17 protein-coding genes and 1 tRNA gene are annotated in these 18,637 nt (G+C 60.4%); 9 read left to right on the top strand and 9 right to left on the bottom strand.

Features of this window, described 5'->3' with window-relative positions:
* Positions 1-442: 442 nt before the first annotated feature.
* The 3 genes from HX815_RS14900 to HX815_RS14890 all read left to right on the top strand — a co-directional run bounded on the left by HX815_RS14900 (position 443) and on the right by HX815_RS14890 (position 2,099).
* Complete coding sequence (locus tag HX815_RS14900) at positions 443-673, top strand: DUF2790 domain-containing protein (protein WP_177028483.1); 231 nt, start codon at positions 443-445, stop codon at positions 671-673.
* A 486-nt stretch (positions 674-1,159) separates the two neighbouring features.
* A tRNA-Thr gene (locus tag HX815_RS14895) sits at positions 1,160-1,235 on the top strand.
* Between the two features lie 522 nt (positions 1,236-1,757).
* Positions 1,758-2,099, top strand: a complete 342-nt coding sequence (locus HX815_RS14890; RefSeq protein WP_003218106.1) for a DUF6124 family protein — start codon at positions 1,758-1,760, stop codon at positions 2,097-2,099.
* Between the two features lie 69 nt (positions 2,100-2,168).
* On the opposite strand, the gene HX815_RS14885 is transcribed toward HX815_RS14890, so the two are convergent.
* From HX815_RS14885 to HX815_RS14875, 3 genes are read right to left on the bottom strand one after another with little or no spacing between them, the layout of a single operon-like run.
* Complete coding sequence (locus HX815_RS14885) at positions 2,169-2,879, bottom strand: SDR family NAD(P)-dependent oxidoreductase (protein WP_003218108.1); 711 nt, start codon at positions 2,877-2,879, stop codon at positions 2,169-2,171.
* A gap of 31 nt (positions 2,880-2,910) precedes the next feature.
* Positions 2,911-3,561, bottom strand: coding sequence for a DsbA family oxidoreductase (locus tag HX815_RS14880; RefSeq protein WP_177028482.1), 651 nt, complete (start codon positions 3,559-3,561; stop codon positions 2,911-2,913).
* Complete coding sequence (locus HX815_RS14875) at positions 3,558-3,773, bottom strand: 4-oxalocrotonate tautomerase family protein (protein ID WP_003218111.1); 216 nt, start codon at positions 3,771-3,773, stop codon at positions 3,558-3,560. Before HX815_RS14875 ends, HX815_RS14880 begins: the two co-directional genes overlap by 4 nt.
* 258 nt (positions 3,774-4,031) lie before the next feature.
* Here HX815_RS14875 and HX815_RS14870 point away from each other — a divergent pair, with 258 nt between their 5' ends.
* On the top strand, positions 4,032-4,805 hold the full coding sequence (locus tag HX815_RS14870; protein WP_177028481.1) for an alpha/beta fold hydrolase: 774 nt from the start codon (positions 4,032-4,034) through the stop codon (positions 4,803-4,805).
* Positions 4,806-4,877: 72 nt separating this feature from the next.
* Here HX815_RS14870 and HX815_RS14865 read toward each other — a convergent pair whose 3' ends face one another.
* Entirely contained in the window at positions 4,878-6,164 is a 1,287-nt protein-coding gene (locus HX815_RS14865; protein ID WP_003218115.1) for an OprD family porin, read from the bottom strand.
* 272 nt (positions 6,165-6,436) lie between these two features.
* The gene (locus HX815_RS14860) at positions 6,437-7,144 is read right to left on the bottom strand and encodes a DsbA family protein (protein ID WP_008435732.1); all 708 of its coding nucleotides are present in this window, start codon (positions 7,142-7,144) and stop codon (positions 6,437-6,439) included.
* A 227-nt stretch (positions 7,145-7,371) separates the two neighbouring features.
* On the opposite strand from HX815_RS14860, the gene HX815_RS14855 reads away from it, so the two are divergent.
* Entirely contained in the window at positions 7,372-9,444 is a 2,073-nt protein-coding gene (locus HX815_RS14855; RefSeq protein ID WP_177028480.1) for a TonB-dependent siderophore receptor, read from the top strand.
* Positions 9,445-9,613: 169 nt separating this feature from the next.
* On the opposite strand, the gene HX815_RS14850 is transcribed toward HX815_RS14855, so the two are convergent.
* From HX815_RS14850 to HX815_RS14835, 4 genes are all read right to left on the bottom strand, one after another.
* Positions 9,614-9,826 carry a hypothetical protein gene (locus HX815_RS14850; RefSeq protein WP_003213240.1) on the bottom strand — a complete coding sequence of 71 codons (213 nt, stop codon included), beginning with the start codon at positions 9,824-9,826 and terminating at the stop codon, positions 9,614-9,616.
* A gap of 243 nt (positions 9,827-10,069) precedes the next feature.
* On the bottom strand, positions 10,070-11,176 hold the full coding sequence (gene aguA / locus HX815_RS14845; RefSeq protein ID WP_102604451.1) for an agmatine deiminase: 1,107 nt from the start codon (positions 11,174-11,176) through the stop codon (positions 10,070-10,072).
* Positions 11,177-11,182: 6 nt separating this feature from the next.
* On the bottom strand, positions 11,183-12,061 hold the full coding sequence (aguB, locus tag HX815_RS14840; protein ID WP_177028479.1) for an N-carbamoylputrescine amidase: 879 nt from the start codon (positions 12,059-12,061) through the stop codon (positions 11,183-11,185).
* Between the two features lie 125 nt (positions 12,062-12,186).
* Positions 12,187-15,096 (bottom strand): aminotransferase, encoded by a 2,910-nt coding sequence (locus HX815_RS14835; protein ID WP_177028478.1) that lies wholly within the window; start codon positions 15,094-15,096, stop codon positions 12,187-12,189.
* A 177-nt stretch (positions 15,097-15,273) separates the two neighbouring features.
* On the opposite strand from HX815_RS14835, the gene rfbB reads away from it, so the two are divergent.
* From rfbB to rfbD, 4 genes are read left to right on the top strand one after another with little or no spacing between them, the layout of a single operon-like run.
* The gene (rfbB, locus tag HX815_RS14830) at positions 15,274-16,356 is read left to right on the top strand and encodes a dTDP-glucose 4,6-dehydratase (RefSeq protein WP_177028477.1); all 1,083 of its coding nucleotides are present in this window, start codon (positions 15,274-15,276) and stop codon (positions 16,354-16,356) included.
* Positions 16,353-17,228, top strand: a complete 876-nt coding sequence (rfbA, locus tag HX815_RS14825) for a glucose-1-phosphate thymidylyltransferase RfbA (RefSeq protein WP_087692716.1) — start codon at positions 16,353-16,355, stop codon at positions 17,226-17,228. Before rfbB ends, rfbA begins: the two co-directional genes overlap by 4 nt.
* Positions 17,225-17,770: a dTDP-4-dehydrorhamnose 3,5-epimerase gene (gene rfbC / locus HX815_RS14820; RefSeq protein WP_177021900.1), complete on the top strand. Its 546-nt coding sequence runs from the start codon at positions 17,225-17,227 to the stop codon at positions 17,768-17,770. Before rfbA ends, rfbC begins: the two co-directional genes overlap by 4 nt.
* Positions 17,767-18,636: a dTDP-4-dehydrorhamnose reductase gene (rfbD, locus tag HX815_RS14815; protein WP_087692718.1), complete on the top strand. Its 870-nt coding sequence runs from the start codon at positions 17,767-17,769 to the stop codon at positions 18,634-18,636. Before rfbC ends, rfbD begins: the two co-directional genes overlap by 4 nt.
* Position 18,637: the final 1 nt, after the last annotated feature.

The following is an 18,637-nucleotide window of genomic DNA, read 5'->3' as shown; positions in this document are numbered from 1 at the left end:
TGACTTATTTGGCGAATTTTTATCAATTTCTTTCAGATCAGAAGCTTGCGGAGGCTTCTAACCATTTTTCTGTCCGCCTGGTCAGGAAAAATTGCTTAGCTGACGAATCAAATTACAACTTAGTAATTAACCGCCAACGTTCCGTAAACCGGGTTAAACGATTCCGCTATTTATATGACGTTTAATATTTCGAAACAGAATACGGTAAGACTCACCTTATTCAAGGGAAAAACGATGACCGTTATGTCGAAAACATCTAAGAGAAAGACCCTGAGGCACTAATACCTCTAATGGATATGTTTCTGTATCAAGTTGTATGCAATCCCCTTCTCAACACATGCCGAGGCAAAACGCCGGGTGCATGACACAGGCCGGATACCTCCAGGGCGCTCAATAGGCTCCAACGCAACACACACCCTATTGAACCTCAGAGGACACCACCATGAACCGCAACACCCTCATCGCCAGCAGCCTGTTCGCCTTGCTTAACGTTGCCGCCTTTTCGGCCCAGGCCAGCCCCAAGCTGGATGTACAGCACGTACTGTCGACCGTGGACGATGGAGGCGCGGCGTGTGGCGTGGTGAATGCGCGGATGACCTACCTGGATTCCCACGGGCAGAAGCGGGTGTTTGAGTACAAGAAATTTGCCGATTCGTGTAACGAAGGCAGCTAACACGGTGAACAGCAAAACCTGTGGCAAGGGAGCTTGCTCCCGCTGGAGTGCGCAGCGCTCCCACTGTTTTGGGCCTGCTGCGCAGCCCAGCGGGAGCAAGCTCCCTCGCCACAAAATTTCATCTGAAGCTAAATGGCTTTAACCGCGAATACGGTGCTCGGTGAACTCATAATCCTCCTGGCAATCTCCAGTCGGGTCCGCCGCCACACCAGGTGCCGTTCTCGGTTTGAATCGGCTGGGTTTGCTGCGCATCGCGGAAAACGTGATGGTGAAGCGGCCGTCGGGCTTGAGGTTGTTGTTCCAGGACAGGAACTGGCACTTGCCGCTTTCTGCACGCAGGCCTTTCCAGTGATCCAGCGCATGGGATTGGCGGGGCTGGGGTGGCTGAAACGAGGCCGCGCAGAGAAAACCCGGTCGGTTGCAAAAATAGTCAGAATTCAGGGGTTTACAGATGCTTGCCAATCGCTATAATCGTCGCCCTAACACGCCGGTATAGCTCAGTTGGTAGAGCAACTGACTTGTAATCAGTAGGTCCCGGGTTCGACTCCTGGTGCCGGCACCATACAAAACGAAGCCCTCGCAGAAATGCGGGGGCTTTGTTGTTTCTGGGGTGTTCATATTCTGTCTACGCCTGGCGCCCCAACTGAACAAGCCGGTGAGCCTCCAGAAAGATCAATTCCTGTAGCGAAGTCCCGCCTTCAGCGTTTTATGCAGAATTATGGGTAGCCAATAATTATGGCGTATCCATAAAAAGAGCTAATTCATGAGCACATGCCGCTGCGGCCCCGAATTTTCGTACACCCATATCAGCTTGCCTCCCCATCCTCCACCCCGCTAACCTCCCCCAGTCGCTGCAAAATCAGCGGCCGGATGTGGAAGTCCGTACTATGGCTAAAGGCGCTCAAACGCCCATGAACACCTGCCGGCGTTTTTTTTCGCCTGTATTCTTGTGTTATGGCGGCTGTGTGCGGGGCACTTCGGTGCGCCGGGTTCCTTTAGCCCCGGTCTTCCACACCTGCGCACAGCTGCCACCCTCATGTGGAAGTGAGATTGGCAGTTCCTGAATCGCTAAAGGAGCTTCGCCATGTTCAAGGTCACACCCAACCCGCCTCAAGCCCCAATCGACGCCAAGCTTCATGCCGCCGCACAGCGGGCGATTGATCATTACTTGCACCCATCAGACGATGCAGAACCTGCGGCGCGTCCAGGCAGTAATCTGTTCTCCGTTTCGCCCGATGTGGATACCGAAACGCTGCTGGCCAATGCCGCAGAAACCCTCTCATCAGCCAACGAGATGGTCTCGAATCTGGCATTTGAGTTGGAAGGATCACAAAGGGCAGTGGCATTGGGGATTCAGCAACTGATTGAGTTGAGTTCAATGCTGGTAGATCGAGCGTTGGAACAAGTCGCGCCTGCAACCCGTTAATTTCGACAGGCCAACAAAAAACGCCCCGAACGATCACTGTCCGGGGCGTTTTTCGTTCAACCGCTTCGCTTAGTGCCCAGCACTCTGCCCACCGTCCACATGCAGAATTTCCCCGGTCACAAACCCAGCCGATTCCAGGTACACAATCGCCTGCGCAATATCCCGCGCTTCACCCATGTGCCCCACCGGATGCAGGCTGCCCAACGCCGCATGCGTCTCTTCCCCATGCATCGGCGTCTTGATAATCCCTGGGCTCACCGCGTTCACGCGAATCCCGCGCTTGGCGTATTCAATCGCCAGCGATTTGGTCGCCGAGTTCAGCCCGCCTTTGGTCAGCGAGGCCAGCACCGAAGGCACGCCATCAATCGCGTGGTCCACCAGGCTGGTGGTGATGTTGACGATGTGCCCGGCGCCCTGTTTCAGCATCTCGGTAATCGCCAGTTGGGTGATGTAGAAGAACCCGTTCAGGTTCACCGCCAACACGTTTACGTAGTCTTCGTGGGTGTAGCTGGTGAACGGTTTGGCAACGAAGATCCCGGCGTTGTTGATCAGGCTGTCGATGCGGCCAAAACGCGCTACGCCTTCGCGGATGACGCGCTCGGCGGTGGCCGGGTCGGCGATGTCGCCGGCCACGGTGAGGATGTCCGGATCTGTCGACGGTTTGATCGAACGGGAGGTGGCAACCACGCGGTAATCCAGCTCGCGGTAAGCCTTCACCGCAGCAGCGCCCAGGCCTTGGGATGCGCCGGTGATCACAACGACTTTTTTCGAATTGCTCATGATGAAACCTCTATATGGAAAATGGGATGGTTCAAGCAGCCGCGGCGGACATTTCCCGCAGCATCTGTTCGTAGTAACTGACGGATTGCGACCCGGAGACCAGCTGGCGGCCATTGAGGACCATGGCCGGTACGGAGTTGATGCCGTGCTCGCGGTAGAACGCTTCCAGCTCGCGCACTTCATTGGCGTAGGCGGTAGAGCCCAGCACCCGTCGTGCGCCTTCAATATCCAGCCCGGCTTCGGCGGCCAGACCCGCCAGGGTTTCGTGATCGCTGACGTTCTGGCCATCGCTGAAATACCCGCGCAACAGCGCCTTTTTCAGCTGGAGCTGGCGCCCTTGCTGCAATGCCCAAAACAGCAACCGATGGGCGTCGAAGGTGTTGTAGAAGTGGCTGCGCTTTTCCAGGTCGAAGGTGAAGCCGATGGCCGCGCCTCGCTCCATCAACATCCTTTTGCCGCTGGCAACTTCCTCGGCGCTGCGCCCGTATTTGCGCATCATGTGGGCAACGGCGTTTTCGCCTTCGGCCGGCATGTCGGGGTTGAGCTCGAAGGGTTTGAAGGTCAGTTCAACCTTCACTTCGCCCGCCAGGTTGTCGATGGCTTGCTCCAGGGCGGTGGCGCCGAGGGCGCACCACGGGCACACCACGTCGGAGATGAAGTCGATGGTGACAGGCGTGCTCATGACGGGTTTTCCGCGAGCTGTTTGCGGTACTGGGTGGTGGTGATGCCGGCGTAGCCCCAGTTATCGGTGTCGACTTCTTCGATGACGATGTGGGTCAGGTCGGGGCGTTTGTTGAGGACGCGTTCGAGGGTTTCGGTGATTTCGGCAATGACCTGGGCTTTCTGCTCCGAGGTAACGCCGTCGCGGGTGATACGTACGCTGACAAATGGCATGACAAGGCTCCAGTGACTTGCCCATCGACATGGTGGGCAGGCAGTGAGGCCAATTTAAGAGGTTGCCTGAGGTGGATAAAGGTGGGGCTGAGTACTTCATTAGTGATGCTATGTAATCAATCGAGACATCCGGCGCTGCGTTTTTTTACTGCTCCCTGGAATAACCCCCCTCCCCGCGCGTCTTGCCTACATGCTTAAGGCAGGCTGCAAACGCCTTGAGTGCTGGCCGATAACCCCTCACTTACGGACGTGCCCCACATGCTTAAATCCACATTCAAAACCCTGTTGCTGCCTACACTGATGGCCGCCGCGATGCTCACCGGCCAGGCCTATGCCGCCACACCGGCGCTGTCGGACACCACCGTGGTGCTGGTACACGGCGCCTTTGCCGATGGCTCCAGCTGGAACAAGGTGATTCCGCTGTTGCAGGCCAAAGGCTTGAAGGTGGTGGCGGTGCAAAACCCGCTGACGTCCCTGGCCGATGATGTGGCCGCCGCCCAGCGGGTGATTGATGCCCAGAGTGGGCGGGTGGTTCTGGTGGGCCATTCGTGGGCCGGCAGTGTGATCACACAGGGCGGCACCAGCGACAAGGTCAAGGCACTGGTTTATGTGGCCGCGTTCGCGCCGTCCGAGGGCCAGAGCTCTGCCGAGTCCGAGAAAGGCTACCCAACCCCGCCGGGTATCGAGACCATCAGTGCCGACGCTTCCGGCTACTTGTATTTGCCCGCCGCGTCCGTGGCGAAAAACTTCGCCCAGGACTTGCCTGCCGACCAGGCCAACCTGATTGCCGTGACCCAGGGGCCGATTCTGGGCAAGGCGTTCGACGATAAAATCACGGTCGCCGCCTGGAAAACCAAACCCAACTATTACATCGTCGCCGCCAAGGACCGCATGATCGACCCGGGCCTGGAGCAGGCCTACGCGAAGAAAATCAATGCCACCACCACCGTGGTGCAAACCAGCCATGTGCCGATGCTGTCGCAGCCGCAAAAGGTCGCAGATGTGATCATCGCAGCCGCCAGCAAGCGCTGATCGCAGGCATAAAAAAACCCCGAACCAGTCGGGGTTTTTTATCGCCTTGAATCAGGCGCGACGCCGAATCAATTAGAAAACGTTGATTGGGTAGTCGGCGAACAGGCGGATCTCGTTACCACCCACGTTGTAGTTGCTGGCGTTGTTGGAAACGCGCAACCACGACGCACGGGCACGCAGGCTCAGGTCTTTGGCCGGGCCGCTCTGTACTACGTATTTGAACTGGTTGAAGATTTCACGCTCGGTGCCACTGCCGCGGTTGGAACCGTCGTCAATGTTGGTGCCGCGCACGTAGGCGATGTTGTAGGTCAGGCCAGGCACGCCGAAGGCGCTGAAGTCCAGGCCGTAGCCTGCTTGCCAGGAGCGCTCGTCCTTGCCGTTGAAGTCAGACCAGTAGGAGTTGGCCAGCAGGATGGTGTTGCCACCGTCGCCGATGCCGCCTGCGTTGCGGTAGCCGCCGTACAGGTAACCGGTGTCACCGGTGCTGCGCTGGTGAGCCACGGTGAAGCTGTGCGGGCCAACGGCCCACGTGGCGCCCAGGCTCCAGATTTTGTTGTCGCGAGCGTCGGCGTCACCTTGGTTTTCCAGGGCGAAGCTACGGTCGAGCTTGGTCTTGTAGCCGTTGAAGTCGAAGGTCAACGATTGCTTCTCTGGCAGGGCCAGCACGTAGTTGACGTTGACGTATTGCTTCTTCAGCACGTCCTGCATGTTGGAAGCGTAGAGCGCTGCCGACAGGCTTTCGGTGAATTTGTAGCTACCGCCGATGTAGTCGATGCTTTTCAGCGCGCCACTGTCGGAACCCTCGGCGCTCTTGCGAGCTTCCTTGGTGAAGTGACCAGCGTCCAGCTGCAGGCCGGCGATTTCCTTGGAGACGATCGAGGTACCGGTATAGGTTTCGGACAACAGGCGGGAGTTGTCGTATTCCAGGACCGGCACGGCTGGCATCTGATCACCGTACTTGATCACGGTGTTGGAGATGCGTGCCTTGACGGCAGCGCCGCCCTTGGCCAGGTCGTTGGCCGCTTCGCCGCTGTCGCCTTGCTTGAAGAAGTCGATACCGCCAGCGCCGCTGCGACCTTTACCACCATCCAGGCGAATGGCGTATTGGCCGATCACGTCCACACCCACACCAACGGTGCCTTGGGTGAAACCGGATTCGAACTTGCCGATGAAGCCCTGGCCCCATTCGGCTTTGTCTTGCTTGCCGTTTTTGTAGTCGCGGCTGATGTAAGCGTTGCGTGCCGCGATGTTCAGGTGGCTGTCTTCAACAAAACCCTTCGATTGGGATTGGTCGTCAGCCATTGCTTGCGTAGCGCTCAAAATCCCCAGAGCGATCAGCCCCATCCGTTGCTTCAACATTTTCTTATATTCCTTATTACTGGTTGAGTACGCGCTGTGACACCAGGCTCCGTGTTGCTTTTCTGGTGTCGACTTTCCCAGATAAAAAAAGGCCCGCGGACGACGTGAAATGCCGCGGGCCTTTTTTTATTGGGGAAGTCATGGCGGTTAGCCACAGGCGTTGGGGCGAATCCTATCCGCGCCCTTTACTGTGTGTCAATTTCGTGAATCTTCTGTATTTAGGCTAAAAAAGTCTAAGAACCATTAAATAGCCATCATTGCGCAAGGCTCTATCAAGCGCTTCCTGGATCTGCACACCCCTGCAGGCCACACATTGGTGCACTCGATTGGGTGGGTTGAATCGAAATTGCGACTCTTTGTCTCAGCCACTCAACGAAGGCTTCTGGCTTGCCCAACCAGGGGCTGATATCGAGCAATTGCAGCTGCCCATTCTGCTCCAGGGCCAGCGTGGGGAAGCCCTGGCCACCGACTTTTGCCAGCCATTGGCGGCTGTCATTGATGTGCGCTTGAGTTGCTGCGCCAAGGATTTCACTGAAAGCGGCGGTGAAGGCTTGGGGATCCAAACCGATGGATTCGGCCAGGGTCAGCAGCACGTCCTTATCGGCAATTCGGCGACCTTCGACGTAGTGCGCCGTTTGCAAACGCGCCAATAATTCCAGCCCGCGACCGGCGATTTTTTCTGCGGCCAGCACGGCGCTGGTCGGCGGGGCTGAATCGAACACCGCACCGTGGTCCCGCAACAAACCTTCGAAATACGCTTCGCCAAACGGTTGCCCGGTGTACTCGGCGATGCGCCGGTCGTGGGGCATTACGTAGTCACGCAACTGCGGCGATACGGATTGGCGATTCGCGCCGGTCATCATGCCGCCGCCATGCAACTGGATCGGTAACACGCTCCGGGCGGCGCTCAGCAGCGGCTCGGCGCCGTAACACCAACCGCACAGCGGGTCGTAAATGTAGTGAAGTGTGGCTGCCGACATGACGGGCTCCGATGGATGTTGATGACCGGCAGATTAGTCTCACGCACAATTGGGAAAAACCCCGGATCGGCTTTCAGACTGTTTCGAGAATCGGTCGAATACCCTTGCAAAACATACGCCGTAACATTTTTCAGAAAGGTCCGCATAGGAATAGATAACCTGCGCAAATAGTAAGCATTACCATTAACGCGCTTTTATTCTGCCAACCTTTTTGGATACACACCCCGATGCCTGCCCTTCGCCTGACGCCCATGACCCTTGGGCTCTCTGTCCTGCTGTCTGCCGGATTTACCTGCGCTGCCACTGTCCTGCCGGAAACCTCCGTGAGCGCCGAAGCTGACGAGGACGACCCGCGCGTCAAGGAAACCAGCACCGCCACCCGCACCGCCACACCCGTGCGTTATGTGCCCCAGGCCATCGACTCGGTAAAAACCGACAACCTGCGTGCCTACGGCACCAATGACCTGGGCCAGGCCTTGAGCGGTATACCCAACGTCAGCAGCGGCGCCGACACACGGTTCGACAGCCTGCGCATCCGCGGCTTCGACGCCAGCAACGATTTCTACCTGGACGGCGTTCGCGACGACAGCCAATACGTGCGCGACCTGCACAACATCGAACGCATCGAGGTGCTCAAAGGCCCGGCAGCCGTGTTGTACGGCCGCGGCGGCCAGGGCGGCATCGTCAACCGTGTGAGCAAGCTGCCCCAGGCCGGTCGCGCCTCCAGCATCGAGGCCCAGGGCGGCAGCAATGATTTGCGCAGCCTGTACGCCGACCTCAGCACCGACCCCACCGACACCATCAGCCTGCGCCTGAACATGGGCAACCAGGACAACAACAGTTTCCGCGACGGCGTCAGCGGCAATCGCCAACTGTTTGCGCCGTCCATGAGCTGGCAACTGAGCCCCGACCTGAACTGGCTGGTGCAGTACGAATACAGCCGCTACAACCGCACGCCGGACCGGGGCATTCCCGGGGTCAATGGGCGGCCGGCGGATGTCAGCCGCGGCACCACTTATGGTGACAAGCGCGATTACATCGACGACACGTCCCAATCCCTGCGTTCGCGGCTTGCCTATGAGCTGAACGACAGTTGGCAACTGCGCCATACGTTGGGCGTGTTCACCCTAGACAGCGACTTCGATAACACTTACGCCGTCAGCTACGACCCAAAAACCGGCAAGGTCGGACGCCAGCGCTGGCAGCAGGACTTGACCACCCGCAACATCCTCAACAACGTCGAACTGGAAGGCGGCTTCACCACCTTCGGCCTGGAGCATCGCTTGCTCACCGGAGTGGAATTGGGCAACCAGCGCCGTGACCCGAAACTCTATCGAGCGCCGCTCGCCGCTGTGCCGAGCGTGGATGTGTACAACCCCAACCCGGACCTGCGCCACTACGGTCGCCTGCCGGCATTCAGCAGCAGTCACACCGAAGCGCAAAGCCAGGGCGTGTATGTGCAGGACCAACTGCGCCTGAACGATCAATGGCAACTGCTCGCCGGTTTGCGCTATGACCGCTTTGATGTGGAGTCCACCAACAAACTGACCAACGCCTCGGAACAGGTCGTGAGCCACAGCACCAGCCCGCGCGTGGGCCTGGTCTGGACGCCGCTGGAACACCATTCGTTCTATGCCTCGTGGAGCAAGACGTTCTCGCCGACCGGCGGCGGCCTGATCGGCATCACGCCCAATGCCACGGGCAACGCCAACGACCTGAGCCCGGAGCTGACCAAACAGAAGGAAATCGGGGTCAAGAGCGACTGGCTCGACGACCGCCTGAGCACCACCCTGGCGGTGTATGAACTGGAGCTCTACAACCGCCGCACCCGCGACCCGCTGGACCCGACCATCACCCTGCTCAGCGGCGAGCAGCGTTCCCGTGGCGTGGAGTTGACCGCTACCGGCAAGATCATCGGCAACTGGTACGTGCGCGGTGGCGTCGGCCTGCAGGACGCCACGGTGGTGAAAGACAACAATGGATTTGAAGGCAAGCGCATCAGCGACGTGGCCAAGCGCAACGCGAGCCTGTTCGTCACCTGGAAACCGGAGATGGGCTGGTACGCGGAAACCGGGCTGACGCTGGTGGGTGAGCGCTATGCGGATAACGCCAACACGGTGGCGTTGCCGGGTTATGGGCGTTGGGACGCACTGGCCGGGTTTCGGCAGAAGGAATGGGATGTGCGGGCGGCGCTGAACAATATCAGCGACAAGACATACTACGCGTCAGCGACGAGTGCGGCGCAGATTCAGTTCGGCGACCCGCGCAGTCTGGTGGTGACCGGAACCTACAGTTTCTAACAGGCTTGCGTGGCGAGGGAGCTTGCTCCCGCTGGGGTGCGAAGCGCCCCCAAAATAGGCGACTGTGTTTTTTCAGATAGAACTCGATGATCTGTTTTGGGGCTGCTGCGCAGCCCAGCGGGAGCAAGCTCCCTCACCACAAGGTCCAGTGCAACATTGAAAACAACCGTCAGCCTTGCATCAATTCACACAACGCCTGCACCTCGTCCTCGCTGAACAGCCCCGCCGGGTACCGTTCGCTCATCACCCGGCGCGGGTCGGGCGTCCTGATCTGCCGCGAACCGTTTGCCTTCAACCAGAGCGCCAGCGCGTGGATCGCGTCACCGTTCACCCGCAAAGGGTGGAACGTGCGCGTGTACATCAGGTTGATATCGGCATTCATTTCAGCGCTCTCTCCGACGGCATGAGCGGCTAACTTACTCAAGGTTTATGACAGAACCGCTTAGTCATACACCGTGCTGTGTGTCGCAACAGCGATACAAGAGCTATGCCAATGTGCCCGGTTTGTCGGCACTTGCACACAAAAAAGCCCGCGAACCTGACGGGCCGCGGGCTTGCCGTGAGCGCGCAAAACATGGCGCACTCGATTGCCGGTAAACCCGGCACCAGGCTGTTACAAGTGCACTCAGTTTTTGTGCGGCGCCGGCTGTTGCTGGGTCAGGCAGTGGATGTTGCCACCCCCCAGTAACAGTTCGCGGCCAGGCACCATCACCACTTCATGCTGCGGGAACAGGCTCTGCAGAATCTCCTTGGCGCGGCTGTCCAGCGGGTCGTCGAAGCTCGGCGCGATGATGCCGCCGTTGACGATCAGGAAGTTGACGTAGGAACCGGCCAACCGCACGGTGGGATTGCGCTCCTGGGTGCCGTCTACCGGGTCCACGCCTGCGCATTCTTCCTCGGTGGCGTACAGCGGCCCCGGGATCGGCATTTTATGCACTGTGAACGAGCGGCCCTGGGCGTCGGTGCTGCTTTGCAGTACGTCCATGGCGGCATGGCAGCGCGCATAGTTCGGGTCTTGCGGGTCGTCGGTCCAGGCCAGCAACACTTCGCCCGGGCGTACGTAGCAGCAGAAGTTATCCACATGCCCATCGGTCTCGTCGTTGAACAGGCCATCCGGCAACCAGATGATCTTATCCACCGCCAGGTTAGCGCTGAGCACCGCTTCGATTTCCTCACGCTGCAGGTGCGGGTTGCGATTGCGGTTAAGCAGGCATTCTTCAGTGGTGATCAGGGTGCCTTCGCCGTCGACGTGGATCGAACCGCCTTCCAGCACAAACCCTTCGGTGCGATAACGCGGGCTGCGCTCGATCTCGAGGATCTTGCCGCCCACCTGGGAGTCGCGGTTCCACGGCGAGTACAAGCCACCATCAAAACCGCCCCAGGCGTTGAAGTCCCAGTTCACACCGCGCACTTCACCGCTGTTGTTGATCACGAAGGTCGGCCCGGTATCGCGGACCCAGGCGTCGTCGCTGGACATTTCCACCAGGCGAATATTCGGCACGTCCAGGCGCGCCCGGGCGTTTTCGTACTGGCCGGCCGAGACCGCCACGGTCACCGGTTCAAAACGTGCGATGGCCTTGGCCACCGCCACATGGGCGGCCTGCGCCGGCTTGCCGCCCAGGCGCCAGTTGTCCGGGCGCTCGGGCCAGATCATCCAGGTTTGGGTCTGTGGCGCCCATTCGGCAGGCATGTAGAAGCCGTCGGCGCGGGGGGTGCTGTGCAAAGTGGTCATGGCGATTCAGGACTCCAGGGAACCGTCGAGGGTTTTAAGCGCACCATACAGGTTCGGACGGCGGTCGCGGAACGAACCCCAGGCGCTGCGAATGTGTTCAAGTTCATCGAGATCGAAGCGGTGCACCAGGATGCCTTCTTCGGTTTCGTTGAGTTCTTCTACTTTCTCGCCAAACTGATTGGCGATGAAGGACGAGCCGTAGAAGGTGATGTCGTAGCCGTCTTGCTCTTCGTTACCGATGCGGTTGCTGGCGATCAGCGGCATCAGGTTGGCGCCGGCATGGCCTTGCTGTACCCGCTGCCAGTGGTCACGGGACGAAATTGTCTTGTCGTGGGGCTCGCTGCCGATGGCGGTCGGGTAGAACAGGATTTCCGCGCCTTGCAGCGCCATGCTGCGGGCGGCTTCCGGGAACCACTGGTCCCAGCAGATGCCCACGCCGATCTTCGCGTAGCGGGTGTTCCACACCTTGAAGCCAGTGTCGCCGGGGTTGAAGTAATACTTTTCATGATAGCCCGGGCCGTCCGGGATGTGGCTTTTCCGATAAATCCCGAGGTTGGAGCCGTCCGCGTCGATGATCGCAATGCTGTTGAAACGCGCGCGGCCGGCCAGTTCATAGAAACTGATGGGCAACACCACCTGCAGTTCCCGGGCGACCTTCTGGAAGTGCTTGATCGCGACGTTATCTTCAACCGGGGTCGCCAGTTGCAGGTAGTCCGGGTTCGGCTTCTGGCAGAAGTACGGGGCCTCGAACAGTTCCTGGATCAGGATGATCTGCGCGCCCTTGGCGGCGGCCTCACGCACCAGCCTTTCAGCGGTTTCGAGATTGGCATCAAGGTCCCAGGAACAAGCCATCTGGGTCGCGGCAACGGTAACGATACGGCTCATGAATCATCTCCTCGGCGGCGGGCAAGTGGACGCCTTTATAGCGGATAAAAATCGGCTTTTGAAGCTAATAAATATCCACCCATCGAAAAATGATCAAATTTTACCGATAACAATCGAGTTTATTGTTACAAGCCTTCCTCCAGAACCTTCGCCAGCATGTCGACGAAGAAATCCACACTGTGCCGTGAGGTGACCATCGGCGGCTTGATCTTGAGGATGTTCAGGTAGTCGCCGGTGGGCTGCATGAAGATCCCCAGTTCCCGCAGCCGGTCACACAGCAGCGCGGTCTCTTCGGTGGCCGGTTCCAGGGTCTGTCGATCGCGGACCAATTCCAGCCCCAGGTAAAACCCGGAACCATGCACTGCGCCCACCAATGGATACTGCTCGACCAGCGCCTCCAACCGCGCCTTGAAGTGTCCGCCCACCTCCTGGGCGTTTTCCCACAGCTTTTCTTCCTCCATCACATCCAGCACCGCCATGCCGATCCGGCAACTCACCGGGCTGCCTCCCGATGAGGAGAAGAAGTAACCCTCGGCCTCCAGCGCCTCGGCGATTTCCCGGCGGGTGATCACCGCGCCCAACGGCTGGCCATTGCCCATGCCCTTGGCCATGGTGATGATGTCCGGCACCACGCCCTGCTCTTCAAAGCCCCAGAAGAAATGCCCCATGCGGCCGTAGCCCACCTGCACTTCGTCGGCGATGCACACGCCGCCCTGCTCACGAACCAGCGCGTACACCTGCTGCAAATAACCGGGCGGCAAGGAAATCCCGCCGGCATTGCCATACACCGGCTCGCAAATGAAACCCGCCAGCTGGCGATTCTGCGCGGCGATTTTCGCCAGGTTGTGTTCCACGCTGCGTACGTAGTCGGGGGCGCTGTCCTGCCCGCGAAACTCGCCGCGATAGGTATTCGGCGCGGTCACCGGGTGCACCCAGTCCGGGCGGCTGCTCAAGGCCTGGGGGTTGTCGGCAATCGAAGTCGACACCGCATCCGCCGCCACCGACCAGCCGTGGTACGCCTCCAGCACGCTGAGCATGTCGCGCCCGCCGCTGTAGGCCCAGGCCAGGCGAATCGCCAGGTCGTTGGCCTCGGTGCCGCTGTTGACCAGGAACACCCGGTCCATGGAGTCCGGCGCCAGCGCCAGCAAACGCTCGGAGAATTCGGCAATCGCCGCATAGTGGAAGCGCGAGTTGGTGTTGAGCAGCGACCATTGCCGCGCCGCCACCTCGGCCATGCGCGGGTGACCGTGGCCGAGGACGGCGACGTTGTTGAGCATGTCGAGGTAGGAACGGCCCTGCATGTCGATCAGGTGGTTGCGCCAGCCGCGCTCGATGCGCGGCGGGTCGACGTAATAGTGCTTCTGCGAGCGGGCGAAGCTGGCGTCCCGGCGCGCCAGCAGGGCTTCGGGGTCGAGCTCCGGCTCGGCGTCGCAGGCCAGCCCCAGCAAGGTAGCCGGGGATGGGCACAACGCTTGCCATGCCGCCGCCCGGGAAGGCGTGCAGAACAGCGGCGGCTCAAGCTCGGCGCGGCACAGTTGTACTGTCAGCGGCGCGACCACGTCGCCGATTACCTGGCCTTTTACCACTGCGGCGCCGTGCTTCAACAAGGCGTTCACGCCCCACAACCGAACACTCAACTGGGCGCTATGCAGGCTCAGCAGGCCGTCGGCGCCATGGCGCAAGGTGCCGGCGAACGGTGCTTCCACCGTGGCGCCCAAGGGCATGTGCAGTTCTACGTGAAGCGCGAAGGTGTCGGGCTCGACGGCACTGTCGAGTTGGGTGCGGGACAGACGGTATTGACCATAACGACTGGCTGCCAGGCCATGGACCACGGCCGCTTGTTCCAGCAATCGGCGATCAATGCTCTCCTGCTCCCAGTTACCGGCCTCGAAATGCGGGCTGAGCACGCCCAGATCGATCAACGCGAATTCACGCCCAACGAGCCCCGGCAACAAAGGCGCGAAGCCTTCACCGACAATCGGCGGCAATTCGGCACCGACGCAGTTCAGGATCGCCGCCTCCATCAATTCAAAGGGCACCGAGGTGGCTACGTGGAAAATTTCCCACTCATGCTCGGCATTCTTCAACAGGTACGCGTTATCCGGGTCCAGGCGTTGCTGCTGTTCACTGCTCAGCACCAACACCGCGGCCCGCGCGACGATCAGCGGCCATAGCACCTGCAACTCTTCGTGCTGCAACGGCGTGATCCGGTGGCACGCCTGGATCGCCGGCAGGATTGCGAACGGATCACCCTCGGCATGATGCAGCAGCGCCGCGCAGGTCACCGACAGGTCGGCAATGCGCCAGGTGCGCACCAGGTCGCCAAAATCGATCACCCCCTCAATCTGCCAATGCCGCTGGGCATCGCGCTGCCAGACCACGTTGTCATCGGTGATGTCCATGTGCACGGCTTGCCAGGGCAGGCGGTCGGCCAACGGCAGCAGACGCTGCCCGACCTGCTCCACCACGCGCTCCAGCCCGGCCCGGTGCGGGAGGTTTTCGAGAGTCGCCAGCAAATGAGTGATCAGCTCAAGGGCATGGCGTGGGTCCCATTGCAGGGTACGTTCCAGGCCCGGATGCTCGAAGTCGGCCAGCGCCTGGCTCATCCGCCCGCAGAGTTCGCCGAAGCCTGCGATCACCTCGCGCCCCAGATGGGGCAGATGGGTCAGCGGCTGGCCGTCGATGTAGTCCAGCAACCGCAGGTGCACGGTTTGCCCGGCGACGGTCTCGGTCAGCAGTTCTTCGCCACCGAGCGACGAGATCACCTTGGGCACCCATACATCCGAATGGCCCTGCAGATGCTTCAAAGCGGCGTGCTGGGCCTGCAGCTCGACGGCGGCGTAGTCGCCCCGGCAGATTTTCAGCACAAAGCGGCCACGCTCGCTGTCGATACGGTAGTTGAGGTCTTGCTGGCTGCCGAGGGACTGCAACGCCCCACCCAGGCCGTAATGCTGCTCAAGTAGCTGCGTCGCAGGCACAGGCCCGACTTGCGGGCAAGGCAGGCTGGCGCGATGAATCAACGTGGCGAGCAACATGTGAAGACCCCTGGCTTTTTTATCAGGCGCTTATATCGCCATTGTTGACGGGGGTTACGCAACCCCCAGTCCCGCGCAGTGCCGTCAATCTGACTGTGGCCCCTTGCACCACCTGGCTCCACAACTCAAGCTATGCTCCATTCGCTTAATGTCTGTCTAAGGAAAAGGGCCTCCGACATGCGCATTCTCATCACCGGCGGCGCCGGATTCATCGGCTCCGCTCTGATCCGGCACCTGATTCAACACACCGGGCACGAAGTGCTCAACCTGGACAAATTGACCTACGCCGGCAATCTTGAGTCGCTGGCCAGCATCGCGAGCAACAGCCGCTACGAGTTTGTCCAGGCCGATATCATCGACCAGGCCACCGTCAGCGCCGTACTGGCGCGCTTTGAGCCCCACGCGATCATGCACCTGGCGGCCGAGTCTCATGTGGACCGTTCCATCGACGGCCCGTCGGATTTTATCCAGACCAATATCGTCGGCACCTACAGCCTGCTGGAGGCCGCACGCGGTTATTGGCAGAAGCTGGAAGAACCGGCAAAGAGCGCCTTCCGCTTCCACCACATCTCCACCGATGAAGTGTATGGCGACCTGCACGGCGTCGATGACCTGTTCACCGAAACCACGCCCTACGCCCCAAGCTCGCCGTACTCGGCCAGCAAGGCCGCGTCCGATCACCTGGTACGCGCCTGGCAGCGCACTTACGGCCTGCCGGTGCTGTTGACCAATTGCTCGAACAACTACGGGCCGTTCCACTTTCCCGAGAAGCTGATTCCGCTGGTGATCCTCAACGCCCTCGCAGGTAAACCATTGCCGGTGTACGGCGACGGCCTGCAAGTGCGCGACTGGCTGTTCGTCGAAGACCACGCCCGCGCGCTGTTCAAAGTGGTGACTGAAGGTGTGGTAGGCGAGACCTACAACATCGGCGGCCATAACGAGCAGAAGAATATCGACGTGGTGCGCAGCATCTGCGGCCTGCTGGAAGAACTGGCACCACAACGCCCGGCGGGCGTGGAGAAATTCACTGACCTGATCACTTTCGTCAAGGATCGCCCGGGCCACGACCAGCGCTATGCGATCGACGCCAGCAAGATCGAACGCGAGCTGGGCTGGGTTCCGCAGGAAACCTTTGAAACCGGCCTGCGCAAAACCGTGCAGTGGTACCTCGATAACCTGGAATGGTGCCGCAGGGTCCAGGACGGCAGTTATCAAGGCGAACGACTGGGCGACACCGACTTTAAGGATCTGATCGCATGATGAAGGGAATCGTACTGGCCGGTGGCTCCGGCACGCGTTTGCACCCCATTACCCTGGGCGTTTCCAAGCAACTGTTGCCGGTGTATGACAAGCCGATGATCTACTACCCGATCTCGGTGCTGATGCTGGCCGGGATCAAGGAAATCCTGGTGATCTCCACCCCGGTAGACCTGCCGCAATACCGCAACCTGTTGGGCGATGGCAGCCAGTTTGGCGTGCGGTTCACTTATGCGGAGCAGCCGTCCCCGGACGGCCTGGCCCAGGCGTTTTTGATTGGCGAAGAGTTTATCGGCGATGACCCGGTATGCCTGATCCTGGGCGACAACATCTTCCACGGCCAGCACTTCGGCGAACAACTGCGCACTGCTGCCGAACGCCCATCTGGCGCCACGGTATTCGGTTACTGGGTCAAGGACCCGGAGCGTTTCGGCGTGATCGACTTCGACAGCCAGGGCCGCGCGCTGTCCATCGAGGAAAAACCAGCCAAGCCAAAGTCGAGCTACGCGGTGACCGGCCTGTATTTCTACGACAACGACGTGATCAGGATCGCCAAGGCAGTCAAGCCATCGCCACGGGGCGAGCTGGAGATCACCGACGTCAACAACGCCTACCTCAAGCGTGGCGACCTGCACGTGGAGCGCTTCGGCCGTGGTTTCGCCTGGCTCGACACCGGCACCCACGACAGCCTGCTGGAGGCCTCGACGTATGTGCAGACCATCGAGCACCGCCAGGGTTTGAAAGTGGCGTGCCTGGAAGAAATCGCCTACGAGAACGGCTGGATCGACCGTGACCACTTGCTGGAGCGGGCCAAGTACTTCGGCAAGACCGGCTACGGCCAATACCTGTATTCACTGGCCGGGGAGCAAAAATGAAGGTCACCGACACGGCGTTGCCGGGCGTATTGATCATCGAACCGAAAGTGTTCGGTGACGAGCGCGGCTTTTTCTACGAAAGCTTCAACGCCCGCGCCTTCGAAGAGGCCACCGGGCTCAAGCGTGATTTCGTGCAGGACAACCACTCGCGCTCGCAAAAAGGCGTGCTGCGCGGCCTGCATTACCAGCTCGAACATACCCAGGGCAAACTGGTGCGCGTCATCGCCGGCGAAGTGCTGGATGTGGCCGTCGACATCCGCCGCAGCTCGCCCAACTTCGGGCAATGGGTGGGCGTGCGGCTTAGCGCCGATAACCATCGCCAGTTGTGGGTACCGGAAGGTTTCGCCCACGGCTTTGTGGTGCTGAGCGACTACGCCGAGTTCCTCTACAAGACCACCGATTACTACCAGCCGAGCGCCGAGCGTTGCATCCTCTGGAACGACCCGACGCTGGCCATCGACTGGGAACTGACGGAGACGCCGCAACTGTCCGCCAAGGACCAGGCCGGGAAAAGCCTGCAAGAGGCCGACCTGTTCCCATGAAAATCCTTATCAGCGGCCAACATGGCCAAGTCTCCCGGGAGTTGCAACAGCGCCTCCGGGGCCTGGGCGAGTTGATCGTGCTGGGCCGCGATCAACTGGACCTGGCGCATCCCGAGCAGATCCGCGACCAAGTACGCGCCCATCGCCCGGGCCTGATCATCAACGCAGCCGCCCATACGGCCGTCGATCAAGCCGAGAGCGAGCCGGACGTGGCCTTCGCCATCAACGCCACCGCGCCCGGGATTTTTGCCGAGGAAGCCAAGGCACTGGGCATTCCGCTGATTCACTATTCCACCGACTACGTGTTCGACGGCAGCAAGGCCGCGCCCTACAACGAGGACGACGCAACCAACCCGCTGGGCGTCTATGGCGCAAGCAAGCTGGCGGGCGAACAGGCGATCGCGGCCGTCGGCGGTGAACACCTGATCCTGCGCACCAGCTGGGTCTACTCGACCCACGGCAAGAACTTCCTGCTGACCATGCAACGCCTGCTGCAGGAAAAACCGCAGATGCGCATCGTCGCCGACCAGATCGGCGCGCCGACCTGGGCCGGGACCATCGCCAACAGCACCCGTGCACTGATCGAGCGCTGGCAGGCGGGCCAGGCCGGGGATTGGGGTGTCTACCACCTGACGGCCCAGGGCGAGACGTCGTGGTTCGGCTTTGCCCAGGCCATCGGCGAGCAACTACGGGCCAACGGTCGTGCCTGCGCCGAGCTGGAAGCGATTCCCTCCAGCGCCTATCCAACGCCGGCCAGGCGCCCGCTGAACTCGCGCCTCGATTGCAGCCGCCTGCAACAGCAATGGCATGTCTCGCAACCGCAGTGGCATGACGCATTGCGCGAGTGTCTTGCCGAGCAGCACTAGG

The organism is Pseudomonas sp. E6002 (genome assembly GCF_013385565.1).
GTDB lineage: Bacteria > Pseudomonadota > Gammaproteobacteria > Pseudomonadales > Pseudomonadaceae > Aquipseudomonas.
The sequence above is the reverse complement of the archived record's forward strand: the minus strand, read 5'-3'. Positions and strand labels throughout refer to the sequence as shown.